At 61.7% G+C, this 19,561-nt stretch carries 17 protein-coding genes and 1 pseudogene; all 18 read right to left on the reverse strand.

Annotated elements, in window-relative coordinates:
- Positions 1–2: 2 nt before the first annotated feature.
- On the reverse strand, positions 3–1,181 hold the full coding sequence (gene mraY / locus AAIL67_RS23165; protein WP_343485213.1) for a phospho-N-acetylmuramoyl-pentapeptide-transferase: 1,179 nt from the start codon (positions 1,179–1,181) through the stop codon (positions 3–5).
- Entirely contained in the window at positions 1,172–2,599 is a 1,428-nt protein-coding gene (murF, locus tag AAIL67_RS23170) for a UDP-N-acetylmuramoyl-tripeptide--D-alanyl-D-alanine ligase (protein WP_343485214.1), read from the reverse strand. The genes mraY and murF overlap by 10 nt, the downstream gene beginning before the upstream one ends.
- Positions 2,596–4,101 carry a UDP-N-acetylmuramoyl-L-alanyl-D-glutamate--2,6-diaminopimelate ligase gene (locus tag AAIL67_RS23175; RefSeq protein ID WP_034404173.1) on the reverse strand — a complete coding sequence of 502 codons (1,506 nt, stop codon included), beginning with the start codon at positions 4,099–4,101 and terminating at the stop codon, positions 2,596–2,598. The genes murF and AAIL67_RS23175 overlap by 4 nt, the downstream gene beginning before the upstream one ends.
- Complete coding sequence (locus tag AAIL67_RS23180; RefSeq protein ID WP_003068995.1) at positions 4,098–5,846, reverse strand: penicillin-binding protein 2; 1,749 nt, start codon at positions 5,844–5,846, stop codon at positions 4,098–4,100. Before AAIL67_RS23180 ends, AAIL67_RS23175 begins: the two co-directional genes overlap by 4 nt.
- Positions 5,843–6,124: a cell division protein FtsL gene (gene ftsL / locus AAIL67_RS23185; RefSeq protein WP_003068998.1), complete on the reverse strand. Its 282-nt coding sequence runs from the start codon at positions 6,122–6,124 to the stop codon at positions 5,843–5,845. Before ftsL ends, AAIL67_RS23180 begins: the two co-directional genes overlap by 4 nt.
- A 43-nt stretch (positions 6,125–6,167) precedes the next feature.
- Complete coding sequence (rsmH, locus tag AAIL67_RS23190) at positions 6,168–7,097, reverse strand: 16S rRNA (cytosine(1402)-N(4))-methyltransferase RsmH (RefSeq protein WP_003081144.1); 930 nt, start codon at positions 7,095–7,097, stop codon at positions 6,168–6,170.
- Between the two features lie 9 nt (positions 7,098–7,106).
- On the reverse strand, positions 7,107–7,535 hold the full coding sequence (gene mraZ, locus AAIL67_RS23195) for a division/cell wall cluster transcriptional repressor MraZ (protein ID WP_003051254.1): 429 nt from the start codon (positions 7,533–7,535) through the stop codon (positions 7,107–7,109).
- Positions 7,536–7,889: 354 nt separating this feature from the next.
- On the reverse strand, positions 7,890–9,209 hold the full coding sequence (gene hslU, locus AAIL67_RS23200) for an ATP-dependent protease ATPase subunit HslU (protein WP_343485215.1): 1,320 nt from the start codon (positions 9,207–9,209) through the stop codon (positions 7,890–7,892).
- Between the two features lie 76 nt (positions 9,210–9,285).
- Positions 9,286–9,831 carry an ATP-dependent protease subunit HslV gene (gene hslV, locus AAIL67_RS23205; protein ID WP_003051248.1) on the reverse strand — a complete coding sequence of 182 codons (546 nt, stop codon included), beginning with the start codon at positions 9,829–9,831 and terminating at the stop codon, positions 9,286–9,288.
- 147 nt (positions 9,832–9,978) lie between these two features.
- Positions 9,979–11,706, reverse strand: a complete 1,728-nt coding sequence (locus AAIL67_RS23210; RefSeq protein WP_063663882.1) for an STAS domain-containing protein — start codon at positions 11,704–11,706, stop codon at positions 9,979–9,981.
- 46 nt (positions 11,707–11,752) lie between these two features.
- Entirely contained in the window at positions 11,753–12,496 is a 744-nt protein-coding gene (dksA, locus tag AAIL67_RS23215) for an RNA polymerase-binding protein DksA (RefSeq protein WP_187771826.1), read from the reverse strand.
- A gap of 254 nt (positions 12,497–12,750) precedes the next feature.
- Entirely contained in the window at positions 12,751–13,866 is a 1,116-nt protein-coding gene (locus AAIL67_RS23220; protein WP_034354351.1) for a GTP-binding protein, read from the reverse strand.
- Positions 13,867–14,076: 210 nt separating this feature from the next.
- Positions 14,077–15,123, reverse strand: a complete 1,047-nt coding sequence (locus tag AAIL67_RS23225) for a tyrosine recombinase XerC (protein ID WP_343485216.1) — start codon at positions 15,121–15,123, stop codon at positions 14,077–14,079.
- A gap of 24 nt (positions 15,124–15,147) precedes the next feature.
- Positions 15,148–15,861 carry a DUF484 family protein gene (locus AAIL67_RS23230; RefSeq protein ID WP_034354355.1) on the reverse strand — a complete coding sequence of 238 codons (714 nt, stop codon included), beginning with the start codon at positions 15,859–15,861 and terminating at the stop codon, positions 15,148–15,150.
- Complete coding sequence (gene dapF / locus AAIL67_RS23235) at positions 15,858–16,736, reverse strand: diaminopimelate epimerase (RefSeq protein WP_343485217.1); 879 nt, start codon at positions 16,734–16,736, stop codon at positions 15,858–15,860. The genes AAIL67_RS23230 and dapF overlap by 4 nt, the downstream gene beginning before the upstream one ends.
- Positions 16,737–16,786: 50 nt before the next feature.
- Positions 16,787–17,347 carry a MarR family winged helix-turn-helix transcriptional regulator gene (locus tag AAIL67_RS23240; protein ID WP_034354357.1) on the reverse strand — a complete coding sequence of 187 codons (561 nt, stop codon included), beginning with the start codon at positions 17,345–17,347 and terminating at the stop codon, positions 16,787–16,789.
- Between the two features lie 96 nt (positions 17,348–17,443).
- Positions 17,444–19,207 carry an acyl-CoA dehydrogenase family protein gene (locus AAIL67_RS23245; protein ID WP_343485218.1) on the reverse strand — a complete coding sequence of 588 codons (1,764 nt, stop codon included), beginning with the start codon at positions 19,205–19,207 and terminating at the stop codon, positions 17,444–17,446.
- Positions 19,208–19,358: 151 nt separating this feature from the next.
- Positions 19,359–19,561: pseudogene (locus AAIL67_RS23250) on the reverse strand (twin-arginine translocation pathway signal protein); the annotation flags it as partial.

Consider the following 19,561-nt stretch of genomic DNA (forward strand, 5'->3'; position numbering starts at 1 on the left):
GACTACCTCAGCTTCAGGGTGGACAGGCCCAGCAGGCACAGCAGCATGGTGATGATCCAGAAGCGGATCACGACCTGGGTCTCCTTCCAGCCGCTCTTCTCGAAGTGATGGTGCAGCGGTGCCATCTTCAGCAGACGGCGGCCCTCGCCATAGCGCTTCTTGGTGTACTTGAAGTAAGTCACCTGCAGCATCACCGAGATGGCTTCCGCCACGAAGATGCCGCCCATCACGGCCAGCACGATTTCCTGGCGCACGATCACGGCAATCGTTCCCAGAGCAGCGCCCAGCGCCAGCGCGCCCACGTCGCCCATGAAGACCTGGGCGGGATGTGCGTTGAACCAGAGAAAAGCCAGACCGGCACCCGCCATGGCGCCGCAGAACACCATCAGCTCGCCCGTGCCGGGGATGCTGGGAAACAGCAGGTAGCGCGCATAGGTGGCGTTGCCGGTCACATAGGCGAAGATGCCCAGCGCCGTGCCGACCATGATGACGGGCATGATGGCCAGGCCGTCAAGGCCGTCGGTCAGGTTCACGGCATTGCTGGCGCCCACGATGACCAGATAGGTCATGACGATGAAGCCCAGCACGCCCAGCGGGTAGCTGACTTCCTTGAAAAAGGGCACCATCAGGCCGGCCTTGGGCGGCAGATCCATGGAAAAGCCCGACTGCACCCAGGAGATGAACAGCGCGAAGACCTCGGCGTTGCTGTTCTCGGAGATGCAGAACACCAGATACAGCGCAGCCAGCAGGCCGATGACGGACTGCCAGAAATACTTCTCGCCCGAGCGCATGCCCTCGGGGTCCTTGTTGACGACCTTGCGCCAGTCGTCCACCCAGCCAATCGCACCGAAGCCCAGCGTGACCAGCAGCACGATCCAGACAAAGCGGTTGGACAGGTCAAACCACAGCAAAGTGGACACGGCGATCGAGAACAGAATCAGCACGCCGCCCATGGTGGGCGTGCCGCTTTTGACCAGATGGGTCTCCATGCCATAGCCGCGCACGGGCTGACCGATCTTGAGTGCGGTCAGCATGCGAATCGCCCTGGGGCCGACGATCAGGCCGATCAGCAAGGCGGTGACGGCAGCCAGCACGGCACGCAGCGTCAGGTACTGGAAGACGCGCAGAAAGCCGAACTCCGGCGAAATACCCTGCAGCCATTGAGCCAGCATCAGCAGCATGCGGCCTCCTCGCAGTTGCCCTGCTTCTTGTCTGCGCAGGCCTCAATGCTCTGCACCACTTGCTCCATCTTCATGAACCGCGAACCCTTGACCAACACGCTACCTACCTTGGGTAAAACTGCGCACACCGCCTGCTGAAGGGCGGACATGCTATCAAAATGCCGAGCTCCGCTGCCAAAGGCAGAGGCCGCAAACGTGCTCTGGTCACCCAGAGCAAAGAAATGGGCAATACCTGCCTGCTGCGCCAGCGCGCCGGCCTCGGCATGGAACTGCGGGCCGTTATCGCCGACCTCCCCCATGTCGCCCAGCACCAGCAACTGCGGTGCAGGCAGCTCGGCCAGCACGGCAATAGCAGCTGCCACGGAATCGGGATTGGCGTTATAGGTGTCATCGACCACCGTGATGCCTTGACCCTTGATCTGCACGGCCAGCGCGCGCGAGCGCCCCGTCACGGGCTCGAAGCCGGAGAGTCCTTGTGCAATGGCAGGCAAAGGCACGCCGGCGGCATGGGCGCAGGCAGCTGAGGCCAGTGCGTTGCGCACATTGTGGCGGCCGGCAATATGCAACTGCACGGCTGCCACGCCTTGCGGGGTGTTCAGCGCAAAACTCCAGGCTCCGTTGGCCCAGGCCACATCGCTGGCAAAAACCTGAGCCCCATCAGCGGCCTCGCCAAACATCAGGCTGGAGCGACCGGCGCTCAGTTCGGTCCACAGCGGCGTGTATTCATCTCCGGCAGGGAAGATGGCCACTCCGTCCTTGGGCAGAAAGCGCAGCACCGAGCCGTTTTCACGCGCCACGGCTTCCACCGTACCCATGAATTCCTGGTGTTCGCGCTGAGCGTTGTTGACCAGAGCCACCGTGGGCTGGCCGATGGCAGCCAGCTCGGCAATCTCGCCGGGGTGGTTCATGCCCATCTCCAGCACCGCAATGCGATGCGCGCCCGTCATGCGCAACAGGTTCAGCGGCATGCCGATGGAGTTGTTGAAATTGCCACGCGTGGCCAGTGCTGCCTCGCCCTGCCCACCCACATGCGCGCGCAAAATGGACGCGATCATCTGCGTGACCGTGGTCTTGCCATTGCTGCCGGTCACGGCAATCAAGGGTAGATCGAACTGTGCACGCCATGCTTGTGCCAGCGCGCCCAGTGCCAGCAGCGTATCCGGCACTTCGATGCCGGCCATGCCTGCAGCCTCCAGCCCATGGCTGGCAATGGCCGCCACAGCACCGGCGGCCTGCGCCTGAGACAGAAAATCATGGGCGTCAAAACGCTCGCCCTTCAGGGCCACGAACAAGTCCCCGTTCTGCAACGTGCGCGTATCGGTGTGCACACGTGTCAGCTCCAGCTGGCCGTTGCCGACCAGGCGGGCTTTGGGGATATGCGTCTGGATCAGCTCCAGCGCTTTTGCCAGGGTCATCATGACCGAATCTTTCCTTCGCGGGCTGCGAGCGCCTTCTGCGCCTCAGCCATGTCGGAGAACGGATGGCGCACGCCCTTCGTCTCCTGATAGTCCTCATGTCCCTTGCCGGCAATCAACACCACGTCGCGCGCATCGGCACGGGCAATGGCTTGGGCAATGGCCGCCGCGCGGTCGGCCTGAACATGCAATGCCTCGCCCGCCTGCATGCCAGCCAGGATCTGGTCGATGATGCTTTCGGGCACTTCACTGCGCGGGTTGTCGCTGGTGACGAAAACGCCGTCGGCATGCGCCTGGGCGGCCTGCCTCATCAGCGGACGCTTGCTGTTGTCCCGGTCGCCGCCGCAGCCGAACACACACCACAGCTTGCCCTGGCGCTGCCGCGCGGCGGGCTGCAGCGCGCGCAAGGCTTTTTCCAGCGCATCGGGCGTATGGGCATAGTCCACGGCCACCAGAGGCTGACCGGGCTTGACGATCTGCTGCATGCGACCGGGCACGGGCTCCAGATCGGCGCAGGCCTGTACGGCCTGCTCCAGCGTCAGGCCCAGGCAGCGCAGGGTGGCCAGCACCCCAAGCAGATTGGAGACGTTGTACTGACCGACCAGACGCGTATTCATGCGCAGGCTGTGACCAGCTTCCAGCACGGTAAAGCTCAGGCCTTCGTCGCCCAGTCCGATGTCCTTGGCCTGCAGACGCGCAGGTCCTTGAATGGAAACACTCCAGACATCCATCGCACGGCCCTGCAGCCTGGCCCAGAGCCTGGCGCCATGCGCATCGTCGATATTGACCACGGCGGCCGGCAGGCCGGGCCAGTCGAACAGCTGGGCCTTGGCCTGCCAGTAGGCATCCATGCTGCCGTGGTAGTCCAGGTGGTCCTGCGTGAAATTAGTGAACAACGCCACGCGAATCTTGCTGCCGTCCAGACGGTGCTCGACGATGCCGATGGACGATGCCTCGATGGCACAGGCGGCAAGACCCTGGTCGGCGTAGCTGCGGAACGCACGCTGCAGCAACACCGGGTCCGGCGTGGTCATGCCTGTCGACTCCAGCGCAGGCGGCACGCCCACACCCAGGGTGCCCACCAGCGCACAGCCGGTGCGCGTGTTCAGCGTCACTTTCGAGAGCGCATGCGCCAGCCACCAGGCTGTGGTGGTCTTGCCGTTGGTGCCGGTCACGGCCAGCACGTCGAGCTCGCCACTGGGATGTGCAAACCATTGGTCGGCAATCAGTCCCGTCGCAGCCTTCAGTCCCTTGAGAGCTGCAATGCTGTCGCCGCTCAGATCGAAGGCCTGCAGACCATCGGCCTCCACCAGCACGGCGGCGGCGCCCTGCTCCAGAGCCTTGCCCACATAGGCTCGGCCATCAGTGGCAGCTCCAGGCCAGGCGACAAAGGCATCGCCGGCCTTGACCTTGCGGCTATCGGTCTGCAGGTCACCCTGCACGCGACTGCGCAGCCAGGCAACGGCCTCGGCTGCATTGTTCAGGATTTGAATGGGGGTGCTCATAGCACAGGCTCCTCAGCGGGTGCAGCCACGATCTGAGGCTTGACTTCCTTGTCGGGCTGAACGCCCATGAAACGCAATGTCTGCTGGACCACGTCCGCAAACACCGGGCCGGCCACCGTGCCACCGTAGTAAGAACCTGCCGTGGGCTCGTCCACCATCACGGCCACGATGATGCGCGGCTTGTCGATGGGAGCAATGCCCGTGAACCAGGCCCGGTACTTGCCCGCGGCATAGCTCTTGCCCACCTGCTTGCGGGCAGTGCCCGACTTGCCGCCGATGGTGTAGCCCTCGGCCTGGGCCTTCTGGCCGGTACCGCCTGGGCCTGCAGCAAGACGCAGCATGTGCAGCACCGCCTCGGCATTTTCCTTGGAGATCACACGCACGCCCACAGGAGGCTCGTTCGTTTTCAGAATCGTCGAGGGAATGACATTGCCGTCGTTGGAGAACACGGTGTAGGAACGTGCCATCTGGAACAGCGAGGCCGACAGGCCATAGCCATAGGACATGGTGGCCTGCTCGATAGGCTTCCAGGTCTTCCAGGCACGCAGACGACCCGAGACCGCGCCCGGGAATTGAATCTGCGGCTTCTGGCCGAAGCCCAGCGCACTGAAGTACTCCCACATTTCCTGAGGTGAGAGCTTTTGCGCCACCTTGGTCGCGCCCACGTTGCTGGACTTCTGGATCACGCCCTCCACCGTCAGCGCGCCGTAGTTGTGCGTATCGGTGATGGTGGAGCCCGTCACCGTGTAGCGGCCGGGTGCGGTATCGATGATGGTGCTCGGCTTGACACGCTTGAGCTCCAGGGCTGCGGCCACTGTGATGGGTTTCATGGTCGAACCCGGCTCGAAGGTATCGGTCAGCGCGCGGTTGCGCAGCTGCTCGCCCGTCAGATTCTTGCGATGCCCCGGGTCGTAGCTCGGATAGTTCGCCAGGGCCAGCAGCTCGCCGGTGTGCGCATCCATCACCACCACGCTGCCTGCCTTGGCCTTGAAGGTCTCGACCTGCTGCTTGAGTTTCTGATAGGCGTAGTACTGGACCTTGCTGTCGATGGACAACTGAATATCTTGCCCATCCTGCGGCGGCACTTCATCGCCCACGCCCTCCACCACGCGGCCCAGACGATCCTTGATCACACGACGCGAGCCAGCCTTGCCGGCTAGTTCCTTGTCGAACGCCAGCTCCATGCCTTCCTGACCATGGTCTTCCACATTGGTGAAGCCCACGATATGCGCCGCAGACTCCCCTTCGGGATACTGGCGCTTGTATTCCTTGCGGTTGTAGATGCCCTTGATATTGAGCGCCACGATCTTCTGGCCCACATCCCAGTCCAGCTGACGCTTTACCCAGACAAAGGTCTTGTCCTCGACATCCAGCTTCTCCATCAGGGAGCGCAGCGGCATGTCCATGAGGCGCGCCACTTCCTTGAGCTTTTGCTGGACCTCAGGGTCCTTCAGATCCACGTCCTCGGGAATGGCCCAGATACTGGCCGCCGGCACGCTGGACGCAAGAATCAGGCCATTGCGATCCAGCAAACGGCCACGGTTGGCCGGCAGCTCCAGAGTACGCGCAAAGCGCACCAGGCCCTGACGCTTGAAGAAGTCGTTGCCGAAGACCTGCACATAGGCTGCACGCGCGCCCAGGCCCACAAAACCCAGCGCCAGCGCAGCTACGATGAACTTGCTGCGCCACAGCGGTGTTTTCGAAGCCAGCAAAGGGCTGGTGGTATAGAGCACGCTGCGTGTCATTGCGCAGTTCCTGCAGCCGTTTCATGCACGTACTGCGTAATGGCCTGAGAAGCCTGCTTCATCTGCAGCTTTTCGCGCGCCAAGGTCTCGATGCGCTGAGGCGCGGCCTGGGCACGCTTTTCCACCTGCAGGCGCAGTTGATCCGTCGCCAGCCGACGCGCCTCTGCCTCGGCGCGGTCCAGCTCGGTGAACAGACGACGCGACTCATACTGGGTATGCACCAGAAAGATGGCGCTGGTCATGACCGCCAGCAGCAGCAGCAGGTTTATGCGCAGCATGGCAGCCCTCCCGCAGCCATGCTCGGAGCGGCATGGCGATGCATCATGCAGGCACCTCGGTGCGCTCGGCGACGCGCATCACGGCGGAACGCGAACGAGGATTGGCATCCACCTCGGCAGCACTGGGCTTGATGCGCTCCAGCGCCTTCAGACGCATGGGCGTGGGAGGCGCAAACGGTGCACGGCGGTCGTAGACCTCCTTGGAATGCTTGGCAATGAACTGCTTGACGATGCGATCTTCCAGCGAATGGAAGCTGATCACGGCCAGACGGCCGCCGGGAGCCAGCACGCGCAGACTGGCTTCTAGCGCTTGCTCAAGCTCCTGAAGTTCGGCATTGATGAAAATCCGAAGAGCCTGGAAGGTCCGTGTTGCCGGGTTTTGCCCAGCCTCGCGGGTCTTGACCGCGCCAGCCACGAGTTGGGCCAGCTCGGCAGTGGTGCGTAATGGGCCCTGGCTTTCGCGCCGAGCAACAATCGCCTTTGCAATGGGGCCAGCAAACCGTTCTTCGCCGTAGTCACGTATCACCTCCGCAATCTGCTGCACTTCCGCATCTTCGAGCCACTCGGCCACGCTCTGACCACGCGTGGTGTCCATGCGCATGTCGAGGGGGCCGTCAAAGCGGAAGCTGAAGCCCCGGTCCGGGTTGTCGATCTGGGGCGAGCTCACCCCCAGGTCCATCAACACACCCTGCACACTGCCTTCGGGCAGTTCGCCAAGATGGCGAAATCCTTCATGCCGAATCGAAAAACGCGCATCGGTGATGCGCGCCGCCTCAGCAATTGCGTCCGGGTCTTTGTCGAACGCGATCAAGCGCCCGTCCGGCCCCAGCCTTTGCAAAATGAGCCGGGAATGACCGCCTCGACCGAACGTCGCATCGACCCACTGGCCAGCGGGCGGCTCGGCGGCACCACCCAGCAGGGCGTCCACGGCCTCGTCCAGCAAGACGGTGATATGTTGCAACGGCTGATTCACAAGCACTTCCTACAAAACAAAATCCTGGAAAGCCGCCGGCATCGGTTGCTGGCGCGCTTCCGCTTCGCGCATTTCATATGTGGCCTTGTCCCAGACCTCGAAATGCGCCCCCATGCCCAGCATCAAGACCTCTTTGGTCAGACCTGTGGCCTCACGCAACTCGGGCGAAATCAGCAGCCGACCGGTTGCATCCATCTCAGCATCCATGGCATTGCCCAGAAAAATCCGCTTCCACCACTGAGCCGTGATCGGCAGTTGCGCGACGCGTTCGCGAAACTGCAGCCACTCGGGGCGCGGAAACAGCAACAGACAGCCATCGGGATGCTTGGTGAAAGTGACCTGCCCCTCCGCCAAGGACAAAAGGGCGTCACGATGCCGGGTCGGCACTGAGAGCCGCCCCTTTCCATCGAGATTCAGCGAAGACGCCCCTTGAAACACGGCAAGTTACTCCGGTCATCTGGAGCCGCTCGTTCCCCCAAAATGGGCACGAGGGCAGCTTTCACCACTTAATTGCACTTTTTTGCACTGTATCAGCAATTTAAGGTGAATCCAAACCCGAAGGAACAATTATTTGCAATGAAATCAAGCACTTAGAGAGAAAAAGAAAAGCCTTATTCTGAAAATACCTTTCCTTTACAAGCACTTAGCAAAGTCAATGCAAGTGGACTCTCATTAGGAGGCGTCAATTGCAACCATTCAATTCAATGGAAAGAACTGATTTAAGTCTCGACCTTCTCCTACAAACGCAAACTGCCCGCACAGGCGGGCAGCTCGCTTCAAGCGCTCGGTTCTTCAAAGAATGAAGCGCGACAGATCCTCATCCTTGCTCAGCACCTGCAGGCGCTGATCCACATAGGCTGCATCGATCACCACGGTCTGACCCGAAAGCTTGGCCGCATCGAAGCTGACTTCGTCAAGCAGACGCTCCATCACTGTGGACAGACGCCGTGCACCGATGTTTTCGGTACTCTCGTTGACGTCAAAGGCAATCGTTGCCAGACGCGTGATGCCCTCGGGCTTGAACTCCAGAGTCACGCCTTCGGTCGCCAGCAGCGCCTGATATTGCTTGACCAGGGAGGCGTGAGTCTGCATCAGAATCGCCTCGAAGTCCTGTACCGACAGAGATTCCAGTTCCACGCGAATGGGAAAGCGCCCCTGCAGCTCGGGAATCAGATCGCTGGGCTTGGACAGGTGGAAAGCACCCGAGGCGATGAAAAGAATGTGGTCTGTCTTGACCACGCCGTACTTGGTCGAGACGCTGGTACCTTCGACCAAGGGCAGCAGGTCGCGCTGCACACCCTGACGCGATACATCGGAGCCACTGGTTTCCTGGCGCGTCGCCACCTTGTCGATTTCGTCGATGAAGACAATGCCGTTTTGCTCGGCATTGGCAATGGCGCGGGTCTTGACGTCTTCCTCATTGACCATCTTTGCTGCTTCCTCATCGGTCAGCAGCTTCAGGGCCTCGGCGATCTTGAGCTTGCGCGTCTTGCGCTTTTCCTGGCCCATATGGCTGAACATGCCACGCAGCTGCTCGGCCATCTCTTCCATGCCCTGGGGGCCCATGATCTGCACCTGAGGCATCTGCTCGGCGATGTCGATCTCGATCTCCTTGTCGTCAAGCTGACCTTCGCGCAACTTCTTGCGGAAAACCTGACGCGCCGTGTTGTCCGCGGGTACTTCGCCAGTGCGGGCCTGCGGGATCAGCACATCGAGAATGCGCTCCTCGGCAGCATCTTCGGCGCGGGCACGCATCTTCTTCATGTCCGACTCGCGCGTCTGCTTGACGGCAACTTCAGCCAGATCGCGGATGATGGCGTCCACATCCTTGCCCACATAGCCCACTTCGGTGAACTTGGTTGCTTCGACCTTGATGAAGGGAGCGTCGGCGAGTTTTGCCAGGCGGCGGGCAATCTCCGTCTTGCCCACGCCCGTGGGGCCGATCATCAGAATGTTCTTGGGCGTGATTTCCTGGCGCAGGCCCTCGGGCACCTGCTGGCGGCGCCAGCGATTGCGCAATGCAATCGACACCGCGCGCTTGGCACCATGCTGGCCGACGATGTGCTTGTCCAGCTCGGAGACGATCTCCTGGGGAGTCATGGCAAAAGACATGTGAATTCTCAGTCAAATATGCCTCCGGCGCCCAACCATAAAGCGCCGGCAGCTATCAATTCGGATAGACGAGTGCTTACAGCGTCTCGATCGTGTGATTCATATTGGTGTAGATGCACAGCTCGCCGGCAATCGCCAGGGATTTGCGCACCACATCTTCGGCCGACAGCTCGGTGTTGTTGAGCAAGGCCTTGGCTGCGGAATGCGCATAGGCGCCGCCGGAGCCGATGGCCACAATGCCCTGCTCGGGCTCCAGAACGTCGCCATTGCCGGTAATGATGAGCGAGGTCGTCGCATCGGCCACGGCCAGCATGGCTTCAAGCTTGCGCAGCACGCGGTCGGTACGCCACTCCTTGGTCAGCTCGATCGCGGCGCGGGTCAGGTTGCCCTGGTGTTTTTCCAGCTTGGCCTCGAAGCGCTCGAACAGCGTGAAGGCATCTGCGGTTGCCCCCGCAAAGCCCGCCAGCACCTTGCCGTGATAGAGCTTGCGCACCTTGCGCGCCGTGCCCTTGATGACGATATTGCCCAATGTGACCTGACCATCACCGCCGATGGCGACTTGCACGCCCTCGGGAGTCTGGCGGCGCACGCTCAAAATGGTGGTGCCGTGAAACTGTTCCATCTGGAGCAGATGGGGACAGACAAGATCGACCTCAAGAGGCCCAGAAAAATTAAATTTGCAGCGCTTGCTGTGGACAAGGCCTCAAACGGCCCGACTCCAGCCGGAGACGCGGTCTCTTGGGGGGAGGCGGCATAGCCTCTCAGGGAGCTAGTCCCTCCTTGGGATCACCTGTGCATGTTCCTGAATGCCAACAACATTGAAGAACACCGCCAGCAACTGGTGCAACTGACTGAACTGCAACACATGACCCAGCTCCTGCATCTGCGCAGCCCAGTTCAGCACCGAGCCTGCGGCAGCAAAGTCCATGCGCACCAGGCGCGCGCAGTCAATGGCGATGGCTTCGCCAAGCTTGGCCTTTTCCTGAACCTCGGCCAGCCAGGGCAATGCATCGCCGTCGATCACTCCTTGCAGCGCAAAACGCGGCTGATGCTCCTTCCAGAGCATGCCGGGCTGAATCGTCTCCGGCCCCAAGAGCCGGCTATCCTTGGCACGCAGGTTCTGCGCCTGCCCTTCATTCGAATACGCACAGACCGGATCGTCCCACGAGGGTGGCGACAGCTCGTAGGTCACGCAATAGTCCAGCGCCGTCAGCTCAAATTCGTCCTGCAGATGCATCAGGCGCTGCATGGCCAGACGCAAATACCACCAGTCCTGATCGACGGCTCGATCACCGGAAGGGGTGTGCTTGCTGAGCACGGCCTGCAATCTTTCATGACCGGCAAAAACCAGTGATCCCTTTTCGTCGGCCCATCGATGTGCCGCATCCAGCAGCGGCTTCTTCACGCCGGGGTCGAGGCTCTCCAGAACGCTCCAGTCCATGACCGAGCTGCCGACGCTGCGCGCCTTGCTGGCCAGCAGCGCCTTGAAGCCAGGCTCATCCAAATGCACAGGAGCCTGCCAGCGAAAACCGGTCTGCACTGCTGCGGCATCCGGCGCGGTTTCGCTAAGCCTGCCCGCCTGCTGCGGCATCACAAACCATTGCGGTGCCGAACGACCGAAGCGCGCCACAAAGTCCATGGCAGCGTCTTCAAACTGAGCCTGCATGCCTGCTGCGCGGTACATGTCCAGCAGTGCCAGCCAGACCTGCAACTGCGCCGGCGTATCCTGAGCACGCTCGGCAATCAAGGCTTTGAGGCTGGTCTCGGCTGCGACGCTGTCACCGCTGGCAAAGACAATCGCAGCATCCTCCAGCGCGGCATCATGCTCGAAGCGCGCAAAGGACGGCGGAACCATGTTGATATCGGTTGGAGCGGAGACCTCGGTCGTGGCAAACGCTGGTGAAAAGTCCGTCTCGCCACGCAGGCCCGGCAAAGCAACAGGATTGCCCTGCCGCCCCGATTGCGGCAGCTCCAGATCGCCTGGCAACACATCCTGAAGCAGCGGCAACGTGCTGATCGAAAGCGGCTGGCTTTTAAATACCGAAGGCATGCTGCCTCCGCCCTCGGGCAGTTGCAGCGGCATGGTGGCGGCATCAGCGGCCAGCTTGCCGCGCCACCATTGCTGGGCCATCTGCGCTTCGATCTCGTCGATCTTCTTGATGGTTTCTGCGCGCTCGCCCGGCACGGAACTTTGGGCAGTCTGCAAAAAAGAGGAAGGTGCCAGTGGGGTCGGCGTCTCGAGCGGGGCCCTGGCAGTCACCGCGGTCCTCGACAACTGAGCCTGACGCAGCTTGCGCAACTGGTCAAACTCGCGCTTTCGCACAAAGTCGTTCTGGCGCTTGCGCTCCAGCATCTCCTTTAGCGCCTGCTTGCTGTACTGGCTTTCTTCGCTGTCCTGGTTGAGATTCTCCAAATCGGACCAATTCACGGTCGGGTGGCGCACGAAACGCACCACCTTGGACAGCAACCCTCCCGACTTGTTTTCTTCTTTTGCCATGGTCCTCTACTTTGCTGCCTGCAGCCCCGCCAACGCCTGACGCAGATCAATCGCCGTACATCTTCTGCTTGAGTTCACGGCGCTGCTGGGCTTCCAACGACAGTGTAGCCGTGGGGCGAGCCAGCAGCCGTCCCACCCCGATGGGCTCGCCGGTTTCGTCGCAGTAGCCGTAGTCGCCGGCATCGATGCGGGCAATGGACTGGTCGATCTTCTTGAGCAGCTTGCGCTCGCGGTCACGGGTGCGCAGCTCGAGAGCGTGCTCTTCCTCGATGGTGGCACGATCGGCAGGATCGGGCACCACGACGGTGTCTTCACGCAGGTTTTCCGCAGTCTCACCCGCATTCACATGCATATCGTTCTTGAGCGCGACCAGCTTGCGACGGAAGTAGGCCAACTGGGCGTCGTTCATGTAATCGTCATCAGACATGGCCAGCACTTCAGCATCGGTCAGCTCCTCTACCGACTTGGTCTTCCAGGCGTTGGCCAGCTTGGGATCTTTCTTGGGCACAGCTTGCTTTGTGTTGGTCATTGCTTTCGTATCTCTCATGGTTGCCGCAGCCTTGACTGCCGAAGCTGCCAAGGACGGAACATCTGTTTCAGGCTGCCGCGCTGGAGGCGATGCAGAACGCTTGGATCTGGACGATTTGGAAGATTCTCCCGCTGCTGCAGGTACCAGCACCGGGTTGTTCAACGCGGCGTCCACCAAAGAGGTCTCGACGCTGCGGGGGTGCACAGCCGCTGCCGCAGCTTTGGCTGCAGCCTTGGGCAGATTACTTTTCACAGCGGTCACGTCCTGTCTCCTTACAGTACAGAGCCCTTGCAGGGCCGGATTGCTCCAACACCCTCTTTAGGGCCGGCATTGTAGCCACGCCAGTCCCCCCAGCCCGGCTCCGTTGCACATACCCCACAATTTGCAACAAAGCCTGCGCCTGTTTCGGTCAGTTTGCGAGAAATAACAGACAAACAAAACGGCCTGCTTGGCAGGCCGTCAGTCATTGTCAGCAAACCGTTAGCTTTCGCCGAAACAGCCCCCAAACCCAGGGTTTACACCAAACATTGATCCAGTCCCTGGCGAAGAATGTCCTGCGGCAGGTCGATGCCGATGAAGACCATTTTGCTGACTCGCTTTTCATCGACTTCCCACTCGGGGCCCAGATCGCTGCCCATGAGTTGGTGCACGCCCTGGAAGATGACCTTGCGGCTGGTGCCCTTCATGTCGAGCACGCCCTTGTAGCGCAGCATCTTGGGGCCGTAGATATTGACGATGGCGCCCAGGAAGTCTTCCAGCTTGGCCGGGTCGAACGCGCGATCGGCGCGGTAGACAAAGCTCTTCACGTCATCGTCGTGATGATGGTGATGCGGGTGATTGCAGTGCTCGCCATGCTCGTGGTCATGGTGGTCGTGGCCGCAATGCTCGTCGTGCTGGTGTTCATGATCGTGTTCGCATTGGCCATGGTCATGGTCGCAAGCGCTGTGGTCGTGATGATCGTGGTCGTGATCATCTTCCTTGAGGAAATCAGGGTCGATGTCCAGCTTGGCGTTCAGGTTGAAGCCACGCAGGTCGAACACTTCGCTCAGGGGCACATCGCCAAAATGAACGGCACGGATGGGCGCGCGCGGGTTCATGTGCTTGAGGCGGTGGATCAGCGCCTCCTTTTCCGCATCCGTCACCAGATCGGTCTTGGACAGGAACATCTGGTCGGCAAAGCCCACCTGACGGCGCGCTTCCTGGCGATCGTCGAGTTGCTGATTGGCATGCTTGGCATCCACCAGAGTGATGATGGAGTCGATCAGGTAGGTCTCGGCGATCTCGTCATCCATGAAGAAGGTCTGGGCCACGGGACCGGGATCGGCCAGGCCGGTGGTCTCGATCACGATGCGGTCGAAGTCCACCTGCCCCTTGCGGCGCTTGGCGGCCAGCAACTGCAAAGCCTCACGCAGGTCTTCGCGGATGGTGCAGCAGATGCAGCCGTTGCTCATCTGCAGGATCTGTTCTTTGGATTCGGTCTTGAGAATGTCGGTGTCGATGTTCTCCTCGCCGAACTCGTTCTCGATCACGGCAATCTTCATGCCGTGGGATTCGTGCAGCACGCGCTTGAGCAGCGTGGTCTTGCCCGAGCCCAGAAAGCCCGTGAGGATGGTGACAGGAATGAGAGCCATGCGTTGAAACCTCTTGCTGCGGCCAGCCGCCACATGCGGCTGCCCAAAAAACACGGGCGGCGCATCCCTATGCGCGCTCCGGTGATAACAGCTGGGGAGTGTAGCGGTGCTTTCAAGCGCGCATGGGCAGCAGGGATGGCAGAAATTTCAGCAAAAAATCACCTCCATCACATACTCAACAATCACTTCAAGCTATCAAATCAGGACTCTTCAGTTTTGCTCTTCGTCGTCCGGCACGCGCAATGGAGCGGGCGTCTCTCCGACGCTGCTGCGCTGCGCACGCGGGTGGGCTTTTTCATAAGCCTGGGCCAGATGCTGGAAATCCAGCCGCGTATATATCTGCGTGGTGGCAATGCTGGAATGCCCGAGCAACTCCTGCACGGCACGCAGATCGCCACTGGACTGCAGCATATGACTGGCAAAGGAGTGGCGCAGCACATGCGGGTGAACGCCAGTCGCAAGCCCCGCCTGCTGGCCTCGCTGCTTGAGACGTGACCAGACCGACTGGGCGCTGAGCCGCTCGCCCCGGCGGCCGACGAACAAGGCCGCTTCATCCTGTGCCTTGAGCTGTGCGGTCCCGACCAGCGCGCTGCTGCGCAGCGCCAGCCAGCGCTGCAAGGCCTCGATCGCCATGCGCCCCACGGGCACAATGCGGCGCTTGCTGCCCTTGCCCTGAACATGGGCGTCACCCGCCTCCAGATCAATCCAGCCCCTGCCTTCATGCCGGCTCTGCTGGTCGGGCCGTAGATCCAGCCCCACCAGTTCGGCCACACGCAGGCCACAGCTGTAGAGCAGCTCGGTCATGGCGACGTCACGCGCCTCCATCCATGGATCAGCTTCGGGGTTCTGAAAACTGGCCAGTTGCACGGCATCGTCCACAGCCAGTGCCTTGGGAAGAGGCTTGGCAGCTTTGGGGCCGCGCACGCCCTCCACGGGGTTGAAAGGCACCAGCCCCCGCTGGGCCGCCCAGCGGAAAAAGCTGCGCCAGCCAGAAAGAATCAGTGCGATACCGCGTGCACTGCGGCCGGCGCCATGCATTTGCGCAGCAAAGCGGCGAATATGCGAGGGTTGCAGTGTCAAAAGCTCCTGAGCTGCCGCCTGTGCAAAGCTCTGCAGCTTGATCAGGTCCAGCGCATACAGCGTATGCGTGCGCTCGGCCAGGCGCTTTTGCACACGCACATGCTCCAGGTAGCTGTGGACAACTTCCGGAAGCTGCGCGTACTGCTCCTCAAAAGAGGGCTGCTCGCGCTCTTGCATCAGTATCTACCCCCTTTTGCAGCCTCAGCCGTGCGCCAGCGTCAGCGCAGGAGCGCGCATGCGCGAGAGCGAGGCACTGGCCAGCTCGGAGATGCGTGAAAGGAATTCAAGACCCATGGTGGCATCGAAGCGCAGCGGGTCGGGCGATCCCAGCACCAGCATGCCAAAGGCGTTGGAAGTGCTGTCCATGGCACCGTCATGCAGGGTCAGCAGCGCGACCGACTGCACCGCATTGGGGTTGGGCAGCCAGGTCACGGGTTCGAAGCCCATATTGGGGCCGCAGAACGGCATGGTCAGCGACGAAGCAAAGGCCTTGGCATCATCACTCACTCCCATGGTGTAGACGGTGCCGCTGTGCGCACCCGCCACATTCCACAGACGCAGTGCGACCTGGGGGACATCAAACGTGTGCTGCAGGCTGGCGGTGAGCGCATGGGGCAGCTCACGCAGGTCCTGCACCCTGACCAGGGCATGGGTCCACTGATGAATCTTGTTGGCGATGGAAGCGTTCTCGCTGCCATGGCGCACCATGTCCATTATGCGATGCTCCAGACCCTTGATCTTTTCGCGCAGCATCTCGGCCTGACGTTCCTGCAGGCTGACGGCACGTGGGCCATGGCCGCTGATCAAACGCACGCCTGTCAGCATCTCGGCATGGCGCTCGAAGAAATCGGGGTTTTCCTGGAGGTAGTCGGCAATCGACTCTTCGGTCATGGCGGTATCGGTCAAGCTGTTCATAAGGTATCAGGTATGTCGATCTGGCCTTCAAAAACAAATTCGGCAGGGCCGGTCATGCGCACGCGATCGTGCGCACCGCCAGTCCATTCAATGGTCAGCAGACCGCCGCGGGTATGCACATCGACGCGCTGGTCGAGCAGGCCCCAGCCAATGCCGGCCACCACGGCGGCACAAGCCCCCGTACCGCAGGCCAGGGTCTCGCCGGCACCACGTTCATAGACACGCAAGCGGACCTCACCGCGGTTGAGGATCTGCATGAAGCCGGCGTTCACACGCTGAGGAAAACGGGCATGGTTCTCGATCAACGGGCCATGCAACTCCACCAAAGCGGCATTCACATCGTCCACCAGCTGCACCGCATGCGGATTGCCCATGGAAACGGCTGCTATCCAGACTGTAGCCGGCTGCAAAGGCGTATCAAGCGTCAGAGGCCATTTTTGCGTCGAACCCAGAGTCTCGGCCTGCAGACCGTCGGTCATAAACGGAACCTTGGCCGGATCCAGCTGAGGCGCACCCATATCGACCGTGACGCGGCCATTGCCATGAATTTCGGGGGCGATGACGCCCGAGAGGGTCTGTACGCGGATCACGCTCTTGTCGGTCAGACCCTTGTCATGCACATAGCGCGCAAAACAGCGTGCGCCGTTTCCGCACTGCTCGACCTCGCCACCGTCGGCGTTGTGGATGACATATTCAAAGTCCACGCCCTCTGCGGGTGCCGGGCGCACCGTCAGGATCTGGTCGGCGCCCACGCCAAAGTGACGATTGGCCAGGTAGCGGTACTGGGCGGTGCTCAAGCCCAGGCGAGCCTGGGTTTCGTCGAGCACGACAAAGTCGTTGCCCGCACCTTGCATCTTGGTAAAGCGAATCTGCATGATGCCGCACATTATCGCGCCGGGCGCAGGATCTGCGCCATGCCATGGGATCAGCGATACAGCTTTTGCAACAACTCCATGAGCTGCACCTGCTCGGCAGCACTCAGATGCCCGATGGCACGGGTCTCGCTGCTCTTGAGCTCGGGCTCGGCCGTATCCACCAGTTCGCGCCCTGCCCCGGTCAGGTACAGACCCGTGGCGCGGCCGTCTCGCGGGTGCGGACGCCGTTCCAGAAAGCCGCGTTTGCCCAGCGCATCGATCATGCCCACCATATTCGGCGGCAGCACGGCCAGTTGCTGACAGAGCTGGCGCGAGGTGATACCCGGATTGCTGCCCACCAGAGACAGCACGGAGAACTCGACGATCTTGAGGTCAAAACGCTCCATGCAGCGCATGAAAACACCCACCAGAGCCAGCGAGGCGCGCCTGGCGTTGTAGCCCAGCAGGGACTCCAGAAAGCTGGCATCGACCTGATCGACGGCAAAAACCTCGGCACTGTCCCTGGGCTCCTGCCCCGAGCCAGGGAGATCCAAGCCAGCCTCTCTGGAGCGCGTGCCGCGCAAAGAGCGTGCAGGTTTGGAGTCTGGTTCAGCAGTCTTGTGAGCGAGCATTGGCGATGTCAACTTCGAAGGCAAAAGAGCAATCCAGGAGCGCGATGAAAAGACCGCAATTGTGCCGGTATTGCTCGCATCTTGCAGCCATTTTGATCAATGCGCAGAGGTGAACAGCTGGTTGCCGTGTACGACGGAAGCCTGCGCCCACTGCGCCTTCATCAGAGTCAGACGCCAGTCCATTTCGGGCAATATGCGCTGCTGCACCTGCTTGCAGGGGCCTCGCCAGCGCTCACTATCGCCCCCTGCTGTAGCCGCAATACGTGCCCACGCCCAGCCCAGCAGCACCACGGCCACGCAGCGCAGGTAGTCGTCGGCCACGCGCCAGGCCAGGGTGTCATCTTCCTTGCAGGCCTGCGCCAGCACCGTGGTGAAGTAGCGCAGCTGGGCCAGGCAGCGCAGCACTTCTGCATCCAGCGCCCGACCTGCATCCAGGCTGTTGCGCAAAGTCAGCAGCCATTGCCCCATGGCCTGACCACCGTCCGGCAGCACCTTGCGCACCAGCAGATCGATGGCCTGAATTTCATTCGTGCCTTCGTAAATCATGGCCACGCGCGAATCACGCACGATCTGCTCTATGCCCCACTCGCGGATGTAGCCATGGCCGCCGAACACCTGCAGGCAGGCGCTGGAGCCCTCGAACGCCTGCTGGGTCCAGGCGGCCTTGAGCACGGGCGTGATCAGGCTGCACCACTGCTGGGCCTGCTCGCGCTCGCGGGCGCTTTCGGCAAGTCGCGCCACATCGAGATAGATACCGGTCTGGTAGGCGAGCACACGCCCCCCATCCACCCAGGCACGCTGCAGATCGAGCGTGCGGCGAATGGCCGGATGCTCGATGATCAGATCTGCTGCATCGCCTGCGCCACGCGAGGCCGGCACCGCCCCTGGCGCTCGCATCTGACGGCGCTCCAGCGCATAGGCATGGGCCTTCTGCCATGCCGCGTCCAGCAGGCCTATGCCCTGCAGCGCCACATGCAGGCGCGCGGCATTCATCATGACAAACATGGCGTTCAGACCCGCTCCGGGCTGGCCTATCAACCAGCCTGCAGCCCCATCAAAGCGCATCACGCAGGTGGGGCTGCCATGCAGGCCCATTTTTTCCTCGATGCGCTCACAGACCACGCGGTTGCGCTCGCCGCCTGGCAGCAGCTTGGGCACGAGAAACAGCGACAGGCCCTTGGGCCCTGCCGGAGCCCCGGGCAGACGCGCCAGTACCAGATGCACGATGTTATCGGTCAGATCATGCTCGCCGCCCGAAATGAAAATCTTGCTGCCGCTGATCTCGAAGCGCTCGCCCAGCTCGGATTCGCCAACCGGAACGGCTTGCGTGCGTACCTGCCCCAGGTCGCTGCCCGCATGGGCCTCCGTCAGACACATGGTTGCCAGCCATTCACCGCTGGCCACCTTGGGCAGATAGGCGGCCTTGAGCGCATCGCTGCCATGGTGCTTGAGGCACTCATAAGCACCATGCAGCAGGCCCGGCGCCATGGTCCAGCCATGGTTGGCAGCACTCAGCCATTCGTACAGCACGCCTTCCAGCACCCAGGGCAGCCCCTGGCCGCCGTCCTCCTCGGCACAGGCCAGTGCAGGCCAGCCCGCCTGCCAGAAGTCCTGATATGCCTGGGCAAATCCAGGCGGCGTGGTGACCTTGCCCGCTGCAAACTGCACGCCGACCTCATCGCCTTCGCGCGACAGCGGCGCCACCACCTCGCCCACCCATTTGCCGGCCTCCTCCAGCACCTGCTGCATCAGCCCCCGGTCCGTTGCCGCATGCGCCGGCAGGCGCTGCAACTGCTCATCGGCCTTGAGCACATCAAAAAGAAGAAACGCGTTATCGGCACTGAGGGGCAAATAGGACATACAAAACCGGCTGCGTTTGCAGCAAAAACTCAACCAAAACGCGGGCTATGCAAGAAGCGCAACCCTATAGTCAGAGGCGCCCAGCAAGAGCCGCCTCGCGGCGATGGCGCCGTCCCCCTCAGGGGGAAACGGCGCAGCCGTTCAGGGGGTCTCAAGTATCCGCAGTAAAGCCGATCTGCTTGACCAGCGGTCCCCAGCGCTCAAATTCGGCCTGCTGCGAACGGGCCATTTCCTCGGGCGTGGAACTGGTGGCAATCAGGCCGACCACACCCACGCTTTCCTTGAGCGCGTCGCTCTTGAGCGCTGCCGTGATGGCCGCATGGGCGCGTGCACGCACATCGGCGGGCGTCTTGG

This window comes from Comamonas sp. A7-5 (assembly GCF_039581385.1).
Taxonomy (GTDB): domain Bacteria; phylum Pseudomonadota; class Gammaproteobacteria; order Burkholderiales; family Burkholderiaceae_C; genus Comamonas; species Comamonas thiooxydans.